Origin of the sequence: Acinetobacter sp. UBA3106, from assembly GCA_002365595.1 — a bacterium.
Classification (GTDB): Bacteria; Pseudomonadota; Gammaproteobacteria; order Pseudomonadales; family Moraxellaceae; genus Acinetobacter.
Genome location: DFAM01000026.1, coordinates 15,392 through 38,049, shown reverse-complemented (window position 1 = coordinate 38,049; position 22,658 = coordinate 15,392). Strand labels below are relative to the sequence as shown.

Sequence of the window (22,658 nt, the reverse complement as noted above, 5' to 3'; positions counted from 1 at the left end):
CTTTCTCATTTTTTGATTCAAGCTGTAAACTACGTGGTAAATTTTATCCGTTTGTTTTTGATTTAACTCGCAAAACTGATAAAATTGGTTAAATATCTAGCAATTTATGCTATTATTAACCTAATTTCTAATCTACAAGGGAAGTGAAATGGAAAAGTTAGTAATTGAATTATTAAAACCAGTCATCTTGCAAAAAGAAAACTGCAATCCCCTCGTATTTGAAGAAGGGACAATTTTAAAAGTAGTTATGCATACCCCTACGAGCTTACTTGTATCAGACGATTCAAATTTTAATTTCACTGTGTCTTTGCAAGACGAAAATAAAGTCTGGCGTGAGCTATAAATTTCATTAGATCTTTCTAGTGATTTAGCGAATTAGAATACGGAATATCAACTTGAGTATCACTTCCCCTACTCAGGTTTGAGAATTTCGATGCGCCATAAAGAATGATAAACCATTAATAATAAAGTTTGGCTAAGATGCAATCGCATTCACTCCTTTAAATGACTTGCATCACCCCAAAGCTAAAAATTTCTTTTAAAAGCCACTGCTGATTAAAGCCATAGATGATTAAAACCATAGAAAAGAGATAGATTTTTTATCTGTTTTGAATATCAAAATTCCATTGATCTATCTCTAGTCTAGCCACCCGATCAACTAAGCTCAACCCAACCGACTTCCGCTTGATATTCTGGTTTTATGAGTATTTAAGCGTACTCATAAAGCTGACCGCAGAAAACAGCCAGATAAACAAGATAAAACTGCGTCCCTGATTAAAATGATTCAGATCTGTACCGTGCAAAATGTTATGGCGACTCATGCTCACGGTTGAACTGCTGTCCATCTTATAAGCAGCAAGTTCAGGAAAATAAGTATTTAATTCAGCTGCAATTTTTGCCTTATGCCACAGGCTTTTAATTTCATTGCCTTTTAGGCCCGGAACAATTTTATATACATCCACAAATTTGGTGCCGTTTTGCTTTAAAAACCCGGCCTCAATCAGGACATCAGTCAAGATTCCTTCAAGTTGTGCATACAACATCGGAATACATCCTGCATAAAAACCCAATTTGTATAACTTGAATGCTTCCAGAAGCACGAGGCGACGCTGTGCTTTATGCTCTGTAATGTTTAGAGCATCAAAAGCTTTCAGCATTTCAGTCTGAAAATCTTCCGTGTTGATTACATCGATTAAATTGAATTTGTCTACATCTTCAAACTGATGAATTGTTTGCCAGAAATAAAGCAGGTTTAAAGCGTCATTGGCAAATTTCGCCCCAACAGGTTGATCGAGTTCTTCTGCCAGTACTTGAAAATACGGTTCTTGATCGGCGAAGCCCAATAATGTTTTGATGAGAAAAGCATGTTCATCTGCCGAGATATCTTCAAGGTATTGCTCAGCATCTTTTAAAATTTGACTGCCCAATTGTTTTTGACTGCTGGCATTTTGCTTCATGCGGGTAATAGGCTGTTCGTAATCAAAATCATCTTCGTCAATCATGGTCTTTACTCATAGCATATTGCTTTAACTACCTATTATCACAGGTATTCAATACAGCACATAGCGCTATAGAATAAATACGATGAGGTTGATTAAATCCCCATCGAGATTGAATCAACCTCAGTCCTACTAAATAACAGTTCGCCTGATTTAGACATGGCCCAAGATGCAGATGGACCATGTGTTAATGCTATCGAAACGATTTTAAATTTTCGGCCTTTCTCGCCCCTTCAATCATGCCCTGACTGAAGGAAATTGAAAGTTGAAACCATTATTTATGATGTTTATTTTGGTCAGACTTGTGTTGTTCAGATTGACCGGTTTGATCCTGACCTTTTTTAGCGTCATCTTTGTGATTGGCCTGAGCTGAGTTCTGCTGTTTATCCTGATTGTCCTTGGACGAAGAATCTTGCTCTTTCGAATCCCCTGACTGAGATTGACCTTCTCCTTTCATTTTACTCATTGTGTCAGTCGCCATCTGTCTTAGCTCACCCAATTTGGTTGAAGCTTCACTGACTAACTCAGTAATCTTCTGTTTGGTGTCTTCAAACTTATGCAGAGCTTCTTTTAAATTAGCCATCAGATCCTGCTGATCAGCCTGACCTTCTTTAGCGTTTTGTTTATCTGACTGATTTGCCGATTTACCTTCAGACTTCTGGTCCGTTTTCGCCTGTTTAGAATCAGCAGAACCTTGCTCACCATTTTGCTGACTGTCTGACTTGCCATTTTTTAAGTCATTCAGAATCTTTTCGCCTTTTTTCAGCAGTTCCTCACCAATCGCGATCGCCTTGGCTTTTAAGTCATCCATCTTAATGCTTTCAGATTTTTTATCTGACTGGCCAGACTGAGCTTCTTTAGAATGATCAGAATTATCTTTTTGGTCAGCATGTACGTCATTATTCGACTGAGCGCCTTGCTTAGCTTCAGACTTTTCATCAGTATTATTTTTCTGAGCGTCTAGAACGTCCTGATTTTCCTGCTTATGCTGTTTATCGATCTCGTTCTGCTTTTGCTCTTTTGCCAATTGGTCATTCAGTTCGCGTGCATGTTGTTGTTTATCATCTTGATTATGCTTCGAAGTACTTGTCTGGTTATTCTGAGTCATGAGTACCCTCCTGAGGTGTCATTAAAATTATCAGACAATTTTTTAGCACAACCTATGCAACTCAGTAGACGAATTAAGCAAATTACAACAAAGCCTGTACATGTTGTTGCTATTGATCGCAGAAAGTAGCGTTAACGTAACTCGATCAACTGTTTAATAGTCGCTCATCGGATGAGATCATCTTTTGTATTTGAATATTCAGGCCGCTTTATTCATTGCGCTTCAGCGAAAGCATTTCTTTGTAATCCCCTCTGCATCATGTAAAATTATCGCCCATTGCATAATATACGAATGAGAGAGTCAGATCCGTGCGTAATATCTTAGTCACCAACGCCCTTCCATACGCCAATGGCCCGATCCATATGGGTCACTTACTCGGTTATATCCAAGCTGATATTTGGGTACGTGCCATGCGTGCAATGGGTCATAACGTGACTTATGTCTGTGCGGATGATGCTCACGGTACAGCGATCATGCTGCGTGCCGAAGCGAATGGCATTTCACCTGAAGCGCAAATTGCCAACGTTCAAAAAGAACATGAACGCGACTTCGCCGGCTTTAAAGTTGATTTCGATCATTACGATTCAACCAATAGCCCTGAAAACCAGGCACGTGCATCAGAAATTTATATTAAAAACCGTGAAGCAGACAACATTGCAGTACGTCCTGTCAAGCAATTGTTCGACCCTGAAAAAGGCATGTTCCTGTCAGACCGTTTCATTAAAGGTACCTGTCCGAAATGTAAAGCGGAAGACCAATATGGCGACTCATGTGAAGTCTGCGGTACAACGTATAACGCAACTGAACTTTTAAATCCAAAATCGACGTTAAGTGGTGCAACGCCGGTAGAGAAATCTTCAGATCACTACTTCTTTAAACTGCCGAATTTTGGCGAATACCTGCAAAAATGGACACGTGACCAAGGTCGTTTACCTGTATCCATTGCCAACAAGTTAGATGAATGGTTTGAAGCAGGTTTGTCAGATTGGGATATTTCTCGTGATGCGCCATATTTCGGTTTTGAAATACCAGATGCGCCAAACAAATTTTTCTACGTTTGGGTCGATGCGCCGATTGGCTATATGTCGAGCTTTGAAAACTACATCAAAACCAAACGTCCTGACTTAAGCTTTGACGATTACTGGAAAAAAGATTCTCAAAATGAGGTGTATCACTTCATTGGTAAAGATATCGTATATTTCCATGCATTATTCTGGCCTGCAATGCTTGAAGGTGCAAACTACCGCACACCAACAAGCCTATTCGTAAATGGTTTCTTGACGGTAAATGGTCAAAAGATGTCGAAATCTCGTGGGACGTTCATTAAAGCTGAAACGTATTTAGAGCACTTGAACCCTGAATACTTACGTTACTACTTCGCGTCTAAACTTTCAGACAAAGTTGAAGATTCTGACTTGAACCTTGATGACTTCGTGCAGAAAGTAAACTCTGACCTTGTTGGTAAAGTGGTAAACATTGCCAGCCGTTGTGCAAAGTTCATTAACACCAAATTTGACAACAAGTTAAGCGCAACTTGTGCAGAGCCTGAATTGGTGCAAAGCTTTATTGATGCAGGTACATCAATTGCTGCTCAATATGAAGCACGTGAGTTCTCTGCGGCCATTCGTGAAATCATGGCGCTTGCAGACAAAGCCAACCAATATATCGACGAGAAAAAGCCTTGGGCACTTGCGAAGATTGATGGCGAAGAGCAACAGGTTCACGACGTATGTTCTGTCGGCATCAACTTGTTCCGTCAATTGGCGGTTTACTTAAGCCCAGTGCTTCCAACTTTAGCTGCTCAAGTTCAAGACTTCTTACAACTTGAAAGCTTCAACTTCGAATCTCGTAAAGACATCTTGGTTGGTCATGAAATTGCGTTGTTCCAACCGCTTATGCAGCGTGTTGACCCGAAAGCTGTAGCTGCAATGGTCGATGCATCTAAAGATTCTTTAGCTGCGCCTGCTGAAGCACCAAAAGCGGAAAAGAAAAAAGAGAAAAAGGTAGAAAAGAAAGCTGAACCTAAAGTGGGCGAAGCTGAGATCATTACTATTGATGACTTTATGAAAGTTGACCTGCGTGTCGCTGAAGTTCTTGAAGCGGCTCACGTTGAAGGTTCTGACAAGCTGCTTCAATTGACTTTAAATGTCGGTGAAGCTGAGCCACGTAATGTATTTAGCGGTATTCGTGAGTTCTATAAGCCAGAAGACTTAAAAGGCAAATTGGTGGTGATGGTTGCGAACCTTGCACCGCGTAAGATGCGTTTTGGTATTTCTAACGGAATGGTTTTAGCTGCAGGTAATGGCGATGGCGTTTGGGTGATTTCACCTGAATCTGGTGCTAAACCGGGTGATAAAGTGTCTTAAGATTTCGATCTTAGATAAAAAAAGCCTCTACTGATGTAGGGGCTTTTTTTTATGACTCAAATTTTTGTCGCCAAAATTCTTCGAGTTTAAATAATAAATTTTTTATGATGAGTTTACTCAAACACTACATCATGGAGATTTTAAAGTGAGTAAGCAAACAACCCCACAAAATAACTCAGCTAATCAAACTAATCCTAATAAAGGAACTAATGGTACAAACATCGCTTATGATAAATCACAAGGCAATCGCGGTACTCAATTAAATCCTAGCCGTAAAAAGTAATTTATTTTTCTTAAGAAGCATTTAAAAGAATGCTTCTTATTATTCAATCTATGGGGGCATCATGCACGCTTTAGCACAATTTCCATCACAAGGTGATTTAATAAAATTTACTTATGATGCCTTAGGTATTATTCCGAGTAAATCTGAACAAATTTTAGATTTAAAAATTGAAAATAAAAGTCTCCAAAAAAGCTTACAGCGCTTTGCAAAAGAAAAAAGTTCTAATTTTTTAGAAAACTTTGATTTGCACATGCAAGCCCTACATTCTGCAATCGCTGATCTCTTCCCAACATGGCATTTGCAGCACTCAATTTTAGATACACTAAAAGATTTATTTCAATGCTATCTAGGGGCCGTCCTTGAAAATCATACTTATTTAAATAAAAAAGATTCTTTTGAATTTATTATTCAAACTACTATTCTTCCCAGACTTCCAATTTCAATTCTGAAATATAAAGAGTCCTACGCAGATTTTTTTAAAGATGTTCATGCACCACAAGATTTTTATTGGTTTTTAGAGACGAATAATCAAACACCTTTAAGCAAAATTATGCAATGGATTTATACGTCTGAAAACTTAGATCAAAACAACTTTCACTCATTAGAACAAAGTCTTTTAACTACCTCTAAGAGTGATCTACAAGAAAAAGACTTATGGAATGTTGATAATTGGTTAAAAGATAAAACTTTGCCTGCTTTTGCAATGCTTAAAACTACCTTTGATCGAGCCTTTAAATCACATGCTATTCCAAAAGAAAGACAAGAAAGTTATTTATTCTTTTTACTAATTGCACGCTTTTGTACTTATTGTTCTCAGCAAATTAAAGAAAATTATGGAACAAGTTTTTTACAAATAATGTCTGAAAAACTTAGATCTTATTTAGACGCAATCTATAAAGATTTTCATATTTTTTATAATGATGAAATGAAAGCTATAATGAATGAACAAAAAAATATAATGGCTTCAGACCCATACAATATCGAAAATAACGTTAATATTGAAGAAATGACTAATTTTTTAGTATTTCAATCATTCCAAAAAAACTGCTTACAAGCTGGTGCAGAATTAGCTTTGCATGTACAACGTGTCGGGCGTACAAATGATTTACCTGATTTTGATGATCATTTCCCTGCTAACTTTAACTTAATTACATTAAAAGCTGGCTTTCGATATTTGCAATCTCAAGCTAATCCTAAACAATTTTTAGCAAATATAGAAAACTATCATCATGGTTATCTTGATGTCTTAAATAATAAACTAGCTTTAGATCATTGGCTTAAAGAATACCGATCTTGCCAGAATGACATCGTATATCCATGGTTAGAACAATGGATTCGCGGTGTTCTTTTGTTTAAGCAAAATAACAATGCAGAAGCATTAAATTTTATGGATAGTGCTTTTGAAACAATTCGTTATGCAGCAGGAAAACATCAAGAGCACTTTTTAAAAGATTATCTTTTAATTAGTCTAGCTAGTCCCAATGGTTATAAAAGCTTTAAACAAGCCTATAAATGGGGAACATTTATGAATCATTTTGACGGTTTAAAACCTTTATTTAACTTAGAAAGTGATGAAGAAATTAAACAGCTTTATCTGGCTAAAAAAGATACTTCTAAAGCATTTGAAAAAATGAAAAATAGTATGGATATGAAAACTTTAGCAAAAATGGTTTTTCATTGGAGATATGACCAGAATTAATTTATAGTAAAAAAAATTACTCTTATTTGCATATAGTGCTAAATGGATAATCTAATTTTTTCATGCTAAAAATAGCTTATCCAATTAGAACTTATAAGAAACCTATGAAAAATTTAAAACCATTTTTCCTAGCCCTAGCTCTAAACACCACAGCCATCACAACTCAAGCAGCTGAACCCACTACCATTCCAGCTCAAAAACAAGTCGCTGACTGTTATCACCACCCACTCATCAACACTCAAATCACTGCCCTACTTGATCTATTCATTTTCAATGTTTCTAAAAACTAAAAAGCCCCTATCACTAGAGGCTTTTTCCATCTGCTTAATTCAGCATAAATTCCCAAATCACAAAACCAATTCCAAAACCCAGAAAGGAATACAGCGTAATAATAAAAAATACGAAACTTGCTTTGTTTTTCTTTCTCCAAAAACTCATATCACTACCCAAAAAATGCAAATTTGCACCATGTTAGCGCGTATTCAAATAAAAGTGAAATCAATCTAAGTTTTTATTAAATAATAAGTTTTAATAGAATAAAAAGTAAAAAATCAATATACAGATACCTATTTAATTTCTAATACAGATGACTCTCCTACTGTAATAAGAGTCGTAACACATGAATCTTAAAACTTATTCAAATTTACCGATATCCATGCTAATACATAAGTATCTCTTTAAAAGCACAAAAATAGTCATGAACATTTTTAATAAAAGCCTCGTTGCCCTTCTACTCGCTAGCAGCACACTACTGATCAACATGAACAGTTATGCTGCTGAACCGGCGCCTATTTCAAAACAAAAACAGGTCGCAGGTTATTACCATCAGCAATTGGGTAATACCCAAATCACTGCCCTACTTGATGGAACCAACTACCTAAACCCATCCATGTTTAAAGGCTTAAGCGAGCAACAAAAAACTGAAATTTTAAAGAAATACTATGCCGATCAGGCTAAAGGTATTCAAACCTCAGTCAATGCCTTTTTAATCAATACAGGCAATCAGCTGTTGATGGTGGATAGCGGTGCTGCAAGCTGCTTTGGTGCACATTTGGGCTCTATCTATAACAACCTTAAAGCATCAGGATATAAGCCTGAACAAGTGAATGAGATCTTCCTCACCCACTTGCACCCTGACCATGTCTGCGGCATTTCCAACAATGGCGTTGCCAATTATCCAAATGCATCACTGCATATTGCCAAAACCGAATATGACTACTGGCTCAATCCCAATACCGTTAAAAAAATACCCAAGGAAAAACAGACGAGCTTCTTAGACACAGTTGAAAAAATTAAAGCAGCTTTGGCTCCATATGAAAAAGCCAAAAAGGTTAAAGTTTTTTCAGACAAATCATTGGCATTTGGCGGTATCGAATTTAAACCATCCTTTGGTCATACACCCGGACATTACAGCTTTAAATTGAAGTCTGATGGTCAGGAAGCGGTATTTATTGGTGATATCGTGCATTCCCATACCCTTCAGTTTGACCGTCCTGAAACCGCCATTGAATTTGATGTTGATCCCAAAGCAGCGGTACAAACCCGCTTAAAACACTTTACTGAATATGCCAAAGAAGGTCAGCTGATTGCAGCACCGCATTTACCTTTCCCCGGTCTAGGTCATATTTATTCTAAAGATGGGAAGAGTTATCAGTGGATTCCGGTACATTTTAAAGACTAAATATATTTAGGCTTATAAATGATGAGGAAGGTCTGTAAATGCTGATATTAGGTTTAAATTTTCACTTTAATCATGCAGCAAAGAAATAATGCAGCAAAACCATCGTGAAAATTTTTCTCAATGATTCAGAAAAATTAGGATCAGATCATGAATAACATTGTTTATTTTGAAATCCAGTCTTCGGATCTCTCAAGAGACATACATTTTTATCAGACTGTTTTTGGCTGGAAATTTACTCAAGTTGAAGGCCTTCCTATTGAATATTATCAGATCGAAACTGAAAACATGTCGGGCGGATTACTGAAACGCCCGGCTGGAATCCCTCCAATCCATTGCGGCACCAATGCCTATACCTGTTCTGTACTGGTTGAAAATTTTGATGAAACATCGAAAAAGATTCTGCAGGCCGGTGGTCAAGTTGCCATGGCTAAATTCGCTATTCCAGGACGTTGCTGGCAGGGATATTTTCTTGACCTGGATCAAAATACCTTCGGCCTGGTTGAGGCCGATGAAAAAGCGCAATAAAAAAAGCTTATAAATTCTAATGAATTAATACCACTCAAGCAGTCGCACCTGCGATGAATTGCAGAATAAGTGGCTGCATTTATGGTAATTTATAGCCTCATCATGCATTGTGATTTGGGGCGTTACATGGCTGTTCATTTTTTTCATACATCAGACTGGCATCTGGGACAATTCTTTTATAACCATTCACGCCAGTATGAACATGAACAGTTTTTAAGTTGGCTACTTCAACAAATCGAGCAGAAACAGCCACATGCCCTACTCATCGCTGGTGATATTTTTGATGTCATCAATCCTGCATCCGCTGCGCAAAAACAGCTCTATCAATTTTTAGCCGATGCCCATGCCCTTGCCCCGCATATGCAAACGCTGATGATTGCCGGTAATCATGACTCGGGTTATCGCATTGAGCAGGTCGAGCCATTACTTGAAAAATACAATGCCAGAACCGTCGGTGTGATTCATAAAAATGCCGAAGGTCAGATCGATTTAGACCGCTTGCTGGTGCCGATTTATGATGAGCAGAAACAGATTGTGGCGTGGTGCTTAGCGCTACCCTTCTTACGTCCGGCAGAAATTACCGGGTTTAATGAACACACCACCAATAGTCAAAATGCGATTGCCTATTTACACCAGCAACTCATTGCAGAAGCCAAAAAACGTAAAACGGATGATCAGGCGCTGATTTTAATGTCGCATGCGCATATGCAAGGCGGTGAAACTTCTGATTCTGAACGCCCAATTATTATAGGCAATGAAGAAGCTTTATCGACTGCTTTATTTGATGACTGCATTGACTATGTCGCACTGGGGCATTTGCATAAACCGCAAAAAGTCCAGCATCCGCATATCCGTTATAGCGGCTCACCGATCCCTTTGTCCTTTAGTGAAATCAACTATAAACATCAGGTGGTGGATGTACAGATTGATGCGTTAAAACAGGATCAATCACGTTTTCAGTTTGAAGCACTTGCTATCCCGCGCTGTATTCAACTGCATAAAGTTCGTGGTGAATTAAATGAAGTAATTGAAAAGCTGAAGGCCTTGCCTGAAGGGGAAATTGCACAGATTGACCATCGTGAATATGTCGATATTGAATATCACACCTTGACCCCGCCTTTGCCTAATCTCAGACAACAGTTTGAAGAAGCGCTGCCTAAAAACCGTTATCGTCTGGTGCGCATTTCACGACAATATTTATCTGCGGACAATAACAGTTCTACCATTGCCAAAATTTGTCTAGAACCGCCGACACCAGACAAACTGTTTCAGCAGATCTGGGAAAAACAAGGCTATAGCAATGATGAAAATGTCTTAAAAGATTTTATGAGTCTGATGCACGAAGCACAGAAATCACTTGAAGAACAACAGATACGTTAAGAACTATCCATGAAAATTTTATCCATTCGTATAAAAAACTTAGCTTCGCTTTCAGGTGAACACTTTATTGATTTTGAAACTGAACCTTTGGCCAGTGCGGGTTTGATTGCCATCGTCGGTAAAACCGGTGCCGGCAAATCCACCATTTTGGATGCCATGTGTCTGGCCCTATTCAATAAAATTCCGCGTTTAAAAGACAGCGACGGTAAACTGGTCGATGTCGATGGTTCTGAATTACTCACCAATTCGCCTTTGACCGTTTTACGTCGTGGTACGGCGCATGGTTTTGCCGAACTTTGTTTTGTTGCGCAAGATCAGAAACATTATCTGGCACGCTGGGAAATCAAACGTGCCCGGGAAAATGCCAGCGGTAAATTACAAAGTGTGCAACGCTATTTAAAATGCCTGACTGACGGCGTAGTGATTGCCGATAAAGCCAAGGCCGTCGATGCCAATATTCATCAAATCTGCCAGCTCAGTTTTGAGCAATTTACTCGCGCGGTGCTACTGGCTCAATCCGAAGTGACCGCATTTCTGAAAGCTCGCGATAATGAACGCGGTGAACTGCTGGAATATCTGACCAACTCCACTATTTTTGGAAAAATTGGTCAGCTGGCTTATGAAAAAACCAAGCTGGTTGCCAGTCAGCGTAAAGAAATCGAGAATATTCTCGGTCATATTGAAATCTTGTCTGATGAAGCAGTAACTGAATTAACGCATCAATTTCAGCAAGTGAATCAGGCATATCACCAGTTGGAAAATGAAAAAGCACAGCTGGAAAAACAGCAGCAATGGTTTGCGCGCAAGCAAAAGCTGGACAGTGAAATTATTCTGAAGCAGCAGGTTTATGATCAGCAAAAACAGGCTCAGCAGAATTTAGCCCCTGAACAAGACCGTTTAAATCGCCTGCAAATATTTTCCAGTATTCGTTCGGTCATGTTTCAGCAGCAGCAGTTATTCAAAGCCCAACAACAACTCGAACCACAGATTCAGCACACTCAAAGCAGTTTTGATGGATTAAGCCGTCAGTTTGAAGCTGAAAAAGCCCAATATATTCAAGCCGAAACAGATTTAAATACCTTACAGCAATTTGAACAGCAGCATCATGAAGCGCTGCTCCAAGTACGTAAATGCGTGCAGGAACGGGATTTTATTGGTGAAGAATACAAGAAGATTAAAGCCCGTTCGCTCCAGCTGGAAAATCAGCAACAGCCTTTACGGGAACAACAGCAAACCATTGAATTACAGATTCAGCAGTATGTGCAGCAACAGCATCAGCTTCATCAGCAACTGGACCAAAGCCAGCAATTCTCCAGTTTAGATAAAGGCTTAAACGCACATATCCAGCAATTAAGCCAGTTCATTTCGCAATATCAAAATATTGAAAATAGTCTGGGGCAGATCAGTTCAGCGGAAACCAAACTTGCTGAAAATAAGGCGGAATTAGATCGGTTCATAAGCCAATTTGGTCCGGTTGAACAGATTGAAATCCAGCTGGAACAACAGCGCCAGTCACGTGAACAGAAACTGGTACAACTCAATCAGCTCAACTTTATTCAGCAAAAACTTAAAGATTATTTTGAGCTGCACACTGAATCGAAACAATTAAATGAAAAACTGACTCAACTGAATAGCCAGGCTCAGCAATCTGAAAAAGCCACTCAACAAGCAGAACTGAATTTTCAAACTGCCAAAGCTGAACGGATTCAATTGCAGCAGGTCTTGCAACAACAGCAATTGTTGCATGCTGAAAATATTGAACATTTACGCACACAGCTCAAAGCCGGAGAAGCCTGTCTGGTGTGTGGCAGCACCTCACATCCTTACCGTCAGGATGAAACACTGGTTTCCAAAGCCTTGTTTGAATTGCAACAACAGCAAGAACAACAGGCTTTGAGCAAGGAACAAGACTGCTTTAAGGACTGGCAGACTGCCCAGCAAAACTTCGCTAGCCAGCAAGCAGAATTCACCCAGACCAGCCACGCCCATCAGCACATGCGGGAAAAATTATCAGGCTTAAAAAATGAATTGGCCCAGCAACTGCAACAGTTAAAAATACAGCTCGATCTGGAGCAATCTCAAGAGCAAATTAAATCTGAGATGACCCAGCAGCTGACTCAATTTGAACAGGATATTCGGACTATTGAACATCAGCTGGAAAATTTAAGCCAAAACCTGAAAGCCCAGCAACAACTCATCCAAAGCATGAGCAGTACCGAACATCAAATTACTGCGGCAAAGCATTTACAACAGCAAGTTCAGCATATTCAGAATTGCCTGAACCAAACTGAACAGCAGGCTTGGCATCAGCACAGCATCCAATCTGCAGAGCAGGTATTAAAACGCTTAAATGCCCGTCTATCGCATCTGGATCAACTGGATACTTTAAACAAGCAGCTCGATCAGCAAAAGCAGCAACTCAGTTTATTGAGCACCCATCAGCAAAATCTTAATCAGCAATTGCTGGATATCCAGCAGGCATTAAACGACATTGCCCTCAAAGGACAACAAAATACTGAAACGGCCAATCAGCTTATTCATGGCATGACTGGACTCACCGAGCTCAAACCGAATGAATGGCTGGCAGAGCACGACAGTAAACGCCAGCAGTTACAGCAGCATTACCAGCAGCTCAAACAAAGCTTTGAACAGTTACGTTTCAATTTTGAAAAGCAGAAAAGTGAGCTGGAACAGCTTAAAGCGCAGCATCAGCAAAACCTGAAAGCTTCCGAGCAATGCCATACGGAAATTGAACACTGGTTAAAACAGCATACCGATTTTAATCGTGATGACCTGGCAGATTTGATTCAAATCAACAGTGAGCAAGAACAGCAGATGCGTAGCAAACTGCACAATGCTGAACGATTGCTCAATGAAGCCTCCTCTGCGCTGAAAACCATGCAGGAACAGCATGCCGAACATTTGTTACAGACACCTGACATGCAGTTTGAACAACTCGCTCAACTGATCAGCGTGAATCTTGAGGCCTTAAAAGCCCAGCTTGAAATTCGTGACCAGCTAAAACTTAAACTTGAAATGCATCAGCGTAATATTGCTAAACAGCAGCAATATGCGGAAAAAATTCAGCAAATCCAGCAGGAGGAACATCGCTGGAGCAAAATTTCAGGACTGATGGGCGATGCGAGCGGCAAGAAATTCCGCGATTATGCCCAGCAATATAATCTGGATATTTTAATTGAACATGCCAACCAGCAACTGGCGTTGCTGTCGCAGCGCTATACCTTAAAACGTCTGGACAATTCCTTGAGTCTGGCCATTATTGACCATGACATGGATGGCGAAACCCGTTCTGTTGCATCGCTTTCTGGCGGTGAATCTTTCTTGACCGCACTGGCCTTATCTCTGGCGATTGCCAATATGGCTTCAGGTTCGATGAAAATTGAATCGCTGTTCATTGATGAAGGTTTTGGAACTTTAGATGCATCATCTTTATATATGGTGATGAATGCCTTGGATCAGTTGCAAAGTCAGGGCCGTAAAGTGGTATTAATCTCGCATATTCAGGAAATGCACGAACGTATTCCGGTACAGATACAGGTTAACCCTCTTGGCGCAGGGGCAAGTACCATTCAAGTGGTAGGGTAATTTTAAAATCCGAAAATCATAAAAAAGTCTAGAAATACTCTAGGCTTTTATTTGCAAAAATCTATGCCATGGGACGTAAAGTCAGAATCTGCTCACTGCGTCCAAATGGTCCGGAAAGATCATGCAATACGGAACTGGTTAGACCAATACCATCGTCGCCATATTGCTGCATGGTTTCCAGACCGAGCCACTGACCCTGCGGTAAACGGTGCATATGGATCTGTAAATCCAGATTAGGAAAGCCCCAGCTAAAAGGTGTTTCTTGACGTGGCACAATGCCATTGGCGGTATCAACCATCCCCATTAAGCGGACAAAATCACTGGTCGGTTCACCTTCAACCATGTCATGTGGCGTTCGCAGCCAAACAATACCCTTTCCTGCACGGCGCTGATGACTTCGCGCTTCTATCGACTGAATATACCCACCCGGCCACTGACGAACTCCTTCCCACACTGGCGCATGTTCAGGCGTACTTCCATGCGCATCTTCCAAGCCTTTAATGTCATGGCTATTTTGCGTCATCATGCGCCAGGTACGTGCAACGATACAGCTTTTACCCTGAGCTTTCATTTCTGACTCAATCAACTCAATGGTTTTTCCGGGGCGAATGACTTTGGTGGTGACACTAAACTCTCCAGCAGGAATCAGACCTAAGATATCTAAACTGATCCGGCCAATCCGCATATCCTGCCGTGGCATAAAACGGTCTAATTCCGCACAGATAATACCTGTCGCTGGCGCCATATGCTGCTCATGCTCGTTCCATGCCCCTTGAGCCAGTATAGTTGAGCGGTAATGCGCCGTGACTTCTCCGGTCACATCCGTATTTCGCCCAATCAATTGATAATATGCCGTCATAAACTTCCCTATTTTATTAGTCGAATAAATGATTTTTATACAGACTATTTCCTTAGACGCTTTCTTTTGTACTCAACTTTAGTGGAAAGCTCAATTTTTAAAGCAAAAACTGAACCCTAAAGTTCAGTTTTCAAATGTTCAATATGGCTCGATATAGATACTTTATTTTGAATAATCCCGTGCACCAAACAAGGCCGTACCCACACGAACCATAGTCGAACCGGCGGCAATCGCCTCATTCATATCACCTGACATACCCATGCTTAAGGTATCCCAATCTTCAGGATGGGCATGTTCGATTTTGACAGTGTCGAACAAGGCTTTGGCATCTTTAAACGCTTGTGGATTATTGGGAGCAGGAATCACCATCAAGCCACGCAGTTTTAAATGTGGAAGCTGGCTAATACTTTTAACCAATCCCGCCACTTCATCCGGCTGGCAACCATCTTTAGTGTCTTGCGCATCAATATTGACCTGCAAACAGATATTCAAAGGCACCTGCGTCGCCTCACGCTGATTCGACAAGCGCTCTGCAATAATCAAACGGTCTACCCCATGTACCCAGGCAAACTTTTCTGCCAGATGTTTAGTTTTGTTGCGCTGCACATGACCAATAAAATGCCATTCAATATCCAGATCAGTTAAAGATTCAATTTTATCTAAGGCTTCCTGTAAATAATTTTCTCCAAATGCACGTTGTCCGGCTTGGTACATCTCACGTAAAGACTCACTTGGATGGGTCTTTGAAACCGCCAGCAAATGCACGCTTCCTACATCGCGCCGGGCGTGTTTACAGGCCTCTTCAATTTGCTGTATAACTTGATTTCGTGACTGTTGAAGACTATTCATTGACGAGGTTCTCATTTCATTCATCTTTTTTTGCCTTCCCTTTAAACTAACTGTTGGTTAAGCTCAGGGAAAGCCTTATTATTCTATCAAAATAAATAACATTTAAATGAACTCGGGGAAATTATGGATATTACTGAACTTTTAGCATTTTCAGCTAAAAACGGGGCATCAGATTTACACTTATCTGCGGGGATGCCGCCACTGATCCGTGTCGATGGTGAAGTTCGCCGTATTAACCTGCCTGCTTTGGAACATAAAGAAGTACACAAACTTGTGTATGACATTATGAATGATAAACAGCGTCGTGATTTTGAAGAAAAGTTAGAGACTGACTTTTCATTTGAAGTTCCAGGGGTAGCCCGTTTCCGTGTCAACGCATTTAACCAGAACCGTGGTGCAGGTGCGGTATTCCGTACCATTCCTTCAAAAGTACTCACTATTGAAGATTTGGGCATGGGTCAAATCTTCAAAGATATTTGTAATTTCCCGCGCGGTATCGTACTGGTAACCGGACCGACCGGTTCAGGTAAATCAACCACGCTGGCTGCCATGATCGACTATATTAACGATCAGCGTTATGACCATATTTTAACAGTAGAAGACCCAATCGAATTTGTGCACGAATCCAAAAAATGCCTGGTCAACCAGCGTGAAGTGCATCGTGATACTCATGGCTTTAATGAAGCGCTTCGTTCAGCACTGCGTGAAGACCCGGATATTATCCTGGTCGGTGAGATGCGTGACCTTGAAACTATCCGCTTGGCCTTAACTGCCGCTGAAACCGGTCATTTGGTGTTCGGTACCCTACATACCACCTCTGCGGCAAAAACCATTGACCGTGTGATTGACGTATTCCCGGCTGAAGAAAAAGACATGGTACGTGCCATGTTGTCTGAATCATTACAAGCCGTGATTTCACAAACCCTGCTCAAGAAAAATGGCGGTGGACGTGTCGCTGCACACGAAATCATGATTGGTATTCCAGCTATCCGTAACCTGATCCGTGAAAACAAAGTGGCGCAAATGTATTCTGCCATTCAAACCGGTGCCAACTACGGCATGACCACACTTGATCAAAGCTTAAAAACCTTGGTTTCAAAAGGCGTGATCAGTCCGCAAACTGCCCGCACAATGGCGAAACAACCAGAATCATTCCTATAAGTTGAAAACGGATTGGGGTTCTTATTATGGATTTTAATGACTTGCTCAATTTGATGGTTCAACAACAGGCATCAGACTTGTTTATTACGGCTGATGTTGAACCATCCATGAAAATTAATGGTCAGATTGTACCTATTGCAAAAACCAAACTGACTGGCGAAGTTGTGGGACAGCTTTTAAACTCGATTATGAGTGATAAGCAGCGTAAAGAATTTGCCGAAACACGCGAATGTAACTTCGCCATCAATAACCGAGATAAAACAGCGCGTTTCCGTGTCAGCGCATTTCAACAGCGCGATCAGCCAGGTATGGTGCTTCGTCGTATTGAAACCGTGATTCCAACCATGGATGACCTCAAGTTACCGCCTATTTTAAAAGAACTGGCGATGACCAAACGTGGCATCATCATTTTTGTTGGTGCAACGGGTACCGGTAAATCGACCTCTTTGGCGTCAATTATTGGTTACCGCAACCAGAATTCTAAAGGTCATATCATCACCATTGAAGACCCGATCGAATTCATTCATGAACATGCGGGCTGTATTATTACCCAGCGTGAAGTCGGAATTGATACGGACACTTTTGAAATCGCGTTGAAAAATACCCTGCGTCAAGCACCCGACGTAATTCTGATTGGTGAGATTCGTTCACGTGAAACCATGGATTATGCCATTGCCTTTGCCGAAACCGGTCACCTGGTTTTTGCCACCCTGCACGCCAACAATGCCAACCAGGCGATTGACCGTATTATTCACTTCTTTGAAGCTGACCGTCATAGCCAGTTATTTATGGACTTGTCGCTTAATTTAAAAGCAGTGGTTGCGCAGCAGTTGATTCCAACCGTGGACGGCAATTCACGTCGTGCTGCAATTGAAATCCTGATCAACTCACCTTTAATTTCTGACCTGATCCGTAAAGGGGATGTGCACGAAATTAAGGATTTGATGAAACGTTCACGTGAACTGGGCATGCAAACCTTTGACCAAGCCTTGTTTGACTTGTATAAAGCCAAGCAGATTACCTATAAAGATGCATTGAAACACGCCGATTCACCAAACGATCTGCGTTTGCAAATCAAGTTGTCTGAAGAAGGTGGTGATCGCTTAATGCGTGCCAGTTCAAATATTACCTTTGATGGCCAGGCTTAATCCTGGGACTAAAATGCGAATCTAATATATAAAAAAAAACAGGCTTCAAATGAAGCCTGTTTTTTTTACTGATTCTAAGTCAGTGTTATTTTTTACGTAATGCTTCCTGGCATTCAGCTGCATCGCAATAACCATAAAGATTTAAAGAGTGACCGGTTAAAGTGAAACCGAACTTTTCAGCCACTTCATGTTGCTGATGTTCAATCACGTCATTGGTGAATTCAACCACCTTATTGCAGTTCTGGCAGACAATATGATCGTGGTGATCTTCTTGCATAATTTCGAAAACTGAATGATTATTTTCAAAATGATGACGTTGAATAATACCCGCAGCTTCAAACTGTGTTAACACGCGGTACACAGTTGCTAAACCGACATCTTCACCCTGTTCAAGTAGAGTCTTATAAATATCTTCTGCGCTTAAATGATGTTGTCTTGAATTTTCTAATAATTCCAATATTTTTATTCGTGGAAGCGTAACTTTAAGTCCAGCTTTGCGTAAATCTTGATTTGAAATAGGCATGTAAAAGGGTCTCTCAACAAATTTAAAGTTGGAATATGCAACAAAGTTAAGATGCAGTATGATCTATCCGTGGATCAAATGCATCATAATTAATTTGGGATAGTGTAGCAAAATGCAAAAAATCATGTTGACGTTATTCGTCACTTCACTGCTCGCAGGCTGTTCGACCTTGGGCGTTTATAAAGTTGATATTCCCCAAGGGACACCATTAACTCAAGCACAAGCATCAAAAATTCAAGTCGGTATGAGCCACCAACAAGTTCGCTTTTTGCTGGGCAGCCCTACAGTAACCGATCCAATGAATCCTTTACGTTGGGACTACATCTATAACTATATCCCAGGAACTTATGCTAAAAAAGCCAACATTCCTGCAGCCCATGGTCAACATTTAAGAATTTACTTCGATCAAACCGGTACTGTCATCAAAATTGAAGGCCTGGAAACTATTCCAGAGTCTCAACCCGGCTTACCTGGCTCAAAAGAAGCGATTTTAACTGCGCCACCACTATAGCGGCTTTAAAATAAAAATAAACCCCTCATTGAGGGGTTTTTCTTGTTACTTCAATTGTTTAAAGCGATTTCCGCGACAATAACGTCCCACCGGGTTTGCTGCTGCACGGTTGCGTCGAATATCCTTCGGATTGATAGTTAGCGGACGATAAATCTCGACACGGTCACCAGCTTGCAAGAGGTGATGCAGATCTTTCAAACGCACACCAAAAATTCCCAAAGCAAGCGGTTCTGCCAAGTCAACTTGTGCCCGAATACCACTTTGTTCAATTGCTTCTAGAGCAGTCATTCCTTGCTGAAAAGGCACTGCAATATGAAACTGTTGCTTCGGAGCCGCATAGGCGACCCAAACCTGTTGTGTTTCACTCATTAGAACAATTGCCCAATGATTGCGATCATCGCCAAGATAATCGAAATGGGTAATACCACACGCACAGCAATACGCCATAAGTTATAAAATAACTCATTGCTGAAATTCATCGATTTACGCAGATGACTAATCTTCATGATCCATCCGGCAAAAATGGCATAGATCAGGCAGATAACTAAGCCCCAAAGCATCAGCACGCTATTAAACACTGGACTGATGGCTGGAATGCCCCAAACCAATACCGCGACCAAAATAATCAGCCATTGAATCACGATATTTAACTGACGCTGCAACAACTGCTCACGCACCATTTGCAATAACAATGCCGCGGTGCTCACCACTGCAATAACAAAAGCATAACTCGGAATTTGCGCATTGGCCGCAAAGAAACCGAAAGCAATCACGGCGAGTAACTGGGCAATCCAGATCGGCAATACGGTTTTGCTTGCAGCATCTTGCTGTTGAACAGTTGCCAGACTACTTTGCCAGTACAAGCCCATACCTAGACCGCTGGCCACCAATGCCAGTACAGTTGCACTGCCCCACTCGCTAAATTCAACCGGGGTCACATGCCAAGCAGGTAAAGCAGTTCCCATCACATTGGCCAGAATTAAAGAAGCAAAAACCTCTATTACAGTTAAAAACAGAATAATTTTTCGTGGTGCAAATGAAAGTAAAATTGCAGCAATAGCTAAGCCAATAAATAAAAACTGAGGTGCAATTCCATTACCGGCAAAATGCCCAAGTAACTGGCTCGCATTGGACAGCATCCCTCCGGCCAAGAAAGGAATAAACACTACGGCCAACCAGCCTACGATACGCCATTTTTGCGACGCATCAGCATCACGCGTCAAGCTGGACAAAGCATTTAAAGCTGTGGTTTTAGAGCGCTTTGCCAAAGCAATTTCTAAATAGCAGATCGGTAAGGCCAAAATAAGCATGGTCGCTAACCATAACAGCCAAAAATCAAGCTGGCGATCAAGCTGAATTCCTACCATCGGTGCTAATGTGGCAATGATAATAAAAGATAAGCAAAATGCCATCAGCGCTGATAGCCATCGTGTCATAGCATTGTCCTGCATGATGCGTTCCTAAAAAAAGTCTGTCGCTATTTTGCCTTTGTCATAGGGGAAAATCAAAAAGAAAAAGCAAACCATCATGCCTAATGATTTGCCGCGCAGGATTATTATCTTTTTTTAATTATTGTTATCTCGTTTAACGTGTTATGAGAAAAAACGAGCAAACCAGTTTTTGCCTTTTTTCTGTTCTTTTTCTTTAATAAGGCCGATCATGTTTTCTTTTACGGCACCGACATAATCAGCATCATCGTGCTGAATATGATTAATCAGCCATTTTGAAAGTACTTCATGTAACTCTGTTTCAATCGCCTGTCCCATTTCAAAACGGTCACGGTATGATTCAATCTTTTTAATAAATAAATCATGCACACGCTTATGCGGAACCCGATATTTATAACCTGCTTCTTCTTGTAATGACTCTTCAAAGGTAAAATGTGATTGAGTATAATCAATAATATTTTCAAGAATCTGTTTAATACGGGCCCGATCGGTAGTTTCAGAACAATCTTGAATTTCATTAATATAATCAAGAATTCGTTTATGCTGATCGTCAATCACATCGATACCAGTATTATATTCTGGAACCCATTTCATTTTCATTACGACCACCCTATAAATATAAATAATTAATCACATAAATTAATAATATATTGATATTCAACAAATAAAAATGAACTAAAATAGTCGGCTTTCAAGGTTTTTTCTTATCAATTTCATAACCATTTGATATGTATTTATTTATATATAAACTCCGACCAAAAAGATAAAGTATTTTTTAACCATAATTATTAAAAAAATATGCTTTATTCAAGCGTTTATATAATTTTATAAACTATAATTTTTAAATTCATTTTTTAATTATACTCAAAAAATATAGTACGATTATATAAAAATATCTAACAGCCCGAAAGATTAAAATCTGGCAATAAAATTTTAAAATACTTCAACTCATCATAAATAATAAAGCCAGATATTCATCTATCTGGCTCTAATTCTTCATCTCAAGTACTGTGCAATTAATATTGATCAGCCTTGGTGATTCGTTTTAATGTCGGATCTAATCGTTCACGTTCTAGACGCTCAATATGGGTCAATTGATGTCGAACAGGTCGACCATCCCGAAATAAAATCATCTCTCCTGGCACAAAAGCGGTCCAGGTTTCATTTTGGGTTAAAGGTTCTGTGGTAATCACAGCCACACGATCTTCTGGTGTCGTTACCTGACTGAAATCAACTTCTACATCCAGATCAATCAGTTGTGCCGGTTTGAAAGGATATTCCCTTACCAGCCAATGGAGTTTGGTGATGGCATAAGTAAACAGCGCCTGACCATTCGATAAGCAGAAATTGAATGTTCCGTGTTCGGCTATTTTAGGAGATATTTCTGTTAATAAATCAAAAATTTGATCAAGCTTGGGTTCATGATAACCAAATTTCAGCACCAATTGATCTAGCAGAAAACAGAACGCACGTTCGCTATCGGTATTGCCCACCGGAGTAAATCGACCGGATAAAGTCGGGTTGAAGTCATGCAAATCACCATTATGGGCAAAAATCCACTGCCGTCCCCAAAGCTCACGGCTAAAGGGATGTGAATTTTCCAGATTAATTTTGCCTTGCGTGGCCTTACGGATATGCGCAATCACATTGCGTGATTTAATGGGGTAATTCCGGATCAGCTCGGCAATCGGAGATTCAACCGCGGATTGATTATCGACAAAAAGTCGGCAGGCTTTATCTTCAAAAAAAGCAATGCCAAAACCATCGCAGTGGTCGGATGTAACGCCGGCACGTTGAGAAAAGCCCCGAAACGAAAAAGTTACATCCGTGGGCGTAGCACAATTCATTCCGAGCAACTGGCACATAATCTTGATCAAACAGCAAATACATGATTTTTCTATTTTGCATACTCAACAGGCCAATGTAAATCTCAATTCACGCTAGTCATTACGATTTTATGGATAAGGAAAATAAGGTTTTGATCAGCATCAAATTAAACTGGTGAAAATAGC

The 22,658-nt window shown here is 40.2% G+C and carries 22 protein-coding genes; 12 read left to right on the top strand and 10 right to left on the bottom strand.

What is annotated here, in order from left to right:
- Positions 1-148 precede the first annotated feature (148 nt).
- The gene (locus B4C48_RS13925) at positions 149-343 is read left to right on the top strand and encodes a hypothetical protein (RefSeq protein WP_291357528.1); all 195 of its coding nucleotides are present in this window, start codon (positions 149-151) and stop codon (positions 341-343) included.
- A 355-nt stretch (positions 344-698) separates the two neighbouring features.
- Here the strand turns inward: B4C48_RS13925 and B4C48_RS13920 are convergent, their stop codons facing one another.
- Both B4C48_RS13920 and B4C48_RS13915 read right to left on the bottom strand, forming a co-directional pair.
- Positions 699-1,502, bottom strand: a complete 804-nt coding sequence (locus B4C48_RS13920) for a hypothetical protein (protein ID WP_291357527.1) — start codon at positions 1,500-1,502, stop codon at positions 699-701.
- Between the two features lie 271 nt (positions 1,503-1,773).
- Positions 1,774-2,607 carry a hypothetical protein gene (locus B4C48_RS13915; RefSeq protein ID WP_291357525.1) on the bottom strand — a complete coding sequence of 278 codons (834 nt, stop codon included), beginning with the start codon at positions 2,605-2,607 and terminating at the stop codon, positions 1,774-1,776.
- Between the two features lie 308 nt (positions 2,608-2,915).
- On the opposite strand from B4C48_RS13915, the gene metG reads away from it, so the two are divergent.
- The 4 genes from metG (at position 2,916) to B4C48_RS13895 (ending at position 7,245) form a co-directional block, all read left to right on the top strand.
- Positions 2,916-4,973 (top strand): methionine--tRNA ligase, encoded by a 2,058-nt coding sequence (gene metG, locus B4C48_RS13910; protein WP_291357523.1) that lies wholly within the window; start codon positions 2,916-2,918, stop codon positions 4,971-4,973.
- 145 nt (positions 4,974-5,118) lie between these two features.
- Positions 5,119-5,256: a hypothetical protein gene (locus B4C48_RS13905; protein WP_291357521.1), complete on the top strand. Its 138-nt coding sequence runs from the start codon at positions 5,119-5,121 to the stop codon at positions 5,254-5,256.
- A 61-nt stretch (positions 5,257-5,317) separates the two neighbouring features.
- A complete protein-coding gene (locus B4C48_RS13900) occupies positions 5,318-6,955 on the top strand; it encodes a hypothetical protein (protein ID WP_291357519.1) in 1,638 nt (545 codons plus the stop codon).
- Between the two features lie 104 nt (positions 6,956-7,059).
- The gene (locus tag B4C48_RS13895; protein WP_291357517.1) at positions 7,060-7,245 is read left to right on the top strand and encodes a hypothetical protein; all 186 of its coding nucleotides are present in this window, start codon (positions 7,060-7,062) and stop codon (positions 7,243-7,245) included.
- A gap of 34 nt (positions 7,246-7,279) precedes the next feature.
- Here the strand turns inward: B4C48_RS13895 and B4C48_RS13890 are convergent, their stop codons facing one another.
- The gene (locus tag B4C48_RS13890) at positions 7,280-7,393 is read right to left on the bottom strand and encodes a hypothetical protein (protein ID WP_291357515.1); all 114 of its coding nucleotides are present in this window, start codon (positions 7,391-7,393) and stop codon (positions 7,280-7,282) included.
- Between the two features lie 259 nt (positions 7,394-7,652).
- Here B4C48_RS13890 and B4C48_RS13885 point away from each other — a divergent pair, with 259 nt between their 5' ends.
- The 4 genes from B4C48_RS13885 (at position 7,653) to B4C48_RS13870 (ending at position 14,147) form a co-directional block, all read left to right on the top strand.
- Positions 7,653-8,636, top strand: a complete 984-nt coding sequence (locus B4C48_RS13885; RefSeq protein WP_291357513.1) for an MBL fold metallo-hydrolase — start codon at positions 7,653-7,655, stop codon at positions 8,634-8,636.
- A 147-nt stretch (positions 8,637-8,783) separates the two neighbouring features.
- A complete protein-coding gene (locus B4C48_RS13880; RefSeq protein WP_291357511.1) occupies positions 8,784-9,161 on the top strand; it encodes a VOC family protein in 378 nt (125 codons plus the stop codon).
- Between the two features lie 126 nt (positions 9,162-9,287).
- Positions 9,288-10,541, top strand: coding sequence for an exonuclease SbcCD subunit D (locus B4C48_RS13875; RefSeq protein ID WP_409449775.1), 1,254 nt, complete (start codon positions 9,288-9,290; stop codon positions 10,539-10,541).
- 9 nt (positions 10,542-10,550) lie between these two features.
- A complete protein-coding gene (locus tag B4C48_RS13870; protein ID WP_291357509.1) occupies positions 10,551-14,147 on the top strand; it encodes an AAA family ATPase in 3,597 nt (1,198 codons plus the stop codon).
- A gap of 61 nt (positions 14,148-14,208) precedes the next feature.
- Here the strand turns inward: B4C48_RS13870 and B4C48_RS13865 are convergent, their stop codons facing one another.
- The gene (locus B4C48_RS13865) at positions 14,209-15,006 is read right to left on the bottom strand and encodes a thioesterase family protein (RefSeq protein ID WP_291357507.1); all 798 of its coding nucleotides are present in this window, start codon (positions 15,004-15,006) and stop codon (positions 14,209-14,211) included.
- A gap of 162 nt (positions 15,007-15,168) precedes the next feature.
- Positions 15,169-15,855, bottom strand: coding sequence for a YggS family pyridoxal phosphate-dependent enzyme (locus B4C48_RS13860; protein ID WP_291357505.1), 687 nt, complete (start codon positions 15,853-15,855; stop codon positions 15,169-15,171).
- Between the two features lie 123 nt (positions 15,856-15,978).
- On the opposite strand from B4C48_RS13860, the gene B4C48_RS13855 reads away from it, so the two are divergent.
- Both B4C48_RS13855 and B4C48_RS13850 read left to right on the top strand, forming a co-directional pair.
- Complete coding sequence (locus B4C48_RS13855) at positions 15,979-17,016, top strand: type IV pilus twitching motility protein PilT (RefSeq protein ID WP_291357503.1); 1,038 nt, start codon at positions 15,979-15,981, stop codon at positions 17,014-17,016.
- 26 nt (positions 17,017-17,042) lie between these two features.
- Positions 17,043-18,164, top strand: coding sequence for a PilT/PilU family type 4a pilus ATPase (locus tag B4C48_RS13850; RefSeq protein ID WP_291357502.1), 1,122 nt, complete (start codon positions 17,043-17,045; stop codon positions 18,162-18,164).
- Between the two features lie 85 nt (positions 18,165-18,249).
- Here B4C48_RS13850 and fur read toward each other — a convergent pair whose 3' ends face one another.
- On the bottom strand, positions 18,250-18,687 hold the full coding sequence (gene fur / locus B4C48_RS13845) for a ferric iron uptake transcriptional regulator (RefSeq protein ID WP_291357500.1): 438 nt from the start codon (positions 18,685-18,687) through the stop codon (positions 18,250-18,252).
- 112 nt (positions 18,688-18,799) lie between these two features.
- On the opposite strand from fur, the gene B4C48_RS13840 reads away from it, so the two are divergent.
- Entirely contained in the window at positions 18,800-19,198 is a 399-nt protein-coding gene (locus B4C48_RS13840; protein WP_291357498.1) for an outer membrane protein assembly factor BamE, read from the top strand.
- Between the two features lie 45 nt (positions 19,199-19,243).
- On the opposite strand, the gene B4C48_RS13835 is transcribed toward B4C48_RS13840, so the two are convergent.
- The 4 genes from B4C48_RS13835 to B4C48_RS13820 form a co-directional block, all read right to left on the bottom strand.
- The gene (locus B4C48_RS13835; protein ID WP_291357496.1) at positions 19,244-19,567 is read right to left on the bottom strand and encodes an RnfH family protein; all 324 of its coding nucleotides are present in this window, start codon (positions 19,565-19,567) and stop codon (positions 19,244-19,246) included.
- On the bottom strand, positions 19,567-20,649 hold the full coding sequence (locus B4C48_RS13830) for a hypothetical protein (protein ID WP_291357494.1): 1,083 nt from the start codon (positions 20,647-20,649) through the stop codon (positions 19,567-19,569). Before B4C48_RS13830 ends, B4C48_RS13835 begins: the two co-directional genes overlap by 1 nt.
- A 141-nt stretch (positions 20,650-20,790) precedes the next feature.
- Complete coding sequence (locus tag B4C48_RS13825; protein ID WP_291357492.1) at positions 20,791-21,246, bottom strand: bacteriohemerythrin; 456 nt, start codon at positions 21,244-21,246, stop codon at positions 20,791-20,793.
- 416 nt (positions 21,247-21,662) lie between these two features.
- The gene (locus B4C48_RS13820; RefSeq protein WP_291357490.1) at positions 21,663-22,511 is read right to left on the bottom strand and encodes a class II glutamine amidotransferase; all 849 of its coding nucleotides are present in this window, start codon (positions 22,509-22,511) and stop codon (positions 21,663-21,665) included.
- Positions 22,512-22,658 lie beyond the last annotated feature (147 nt).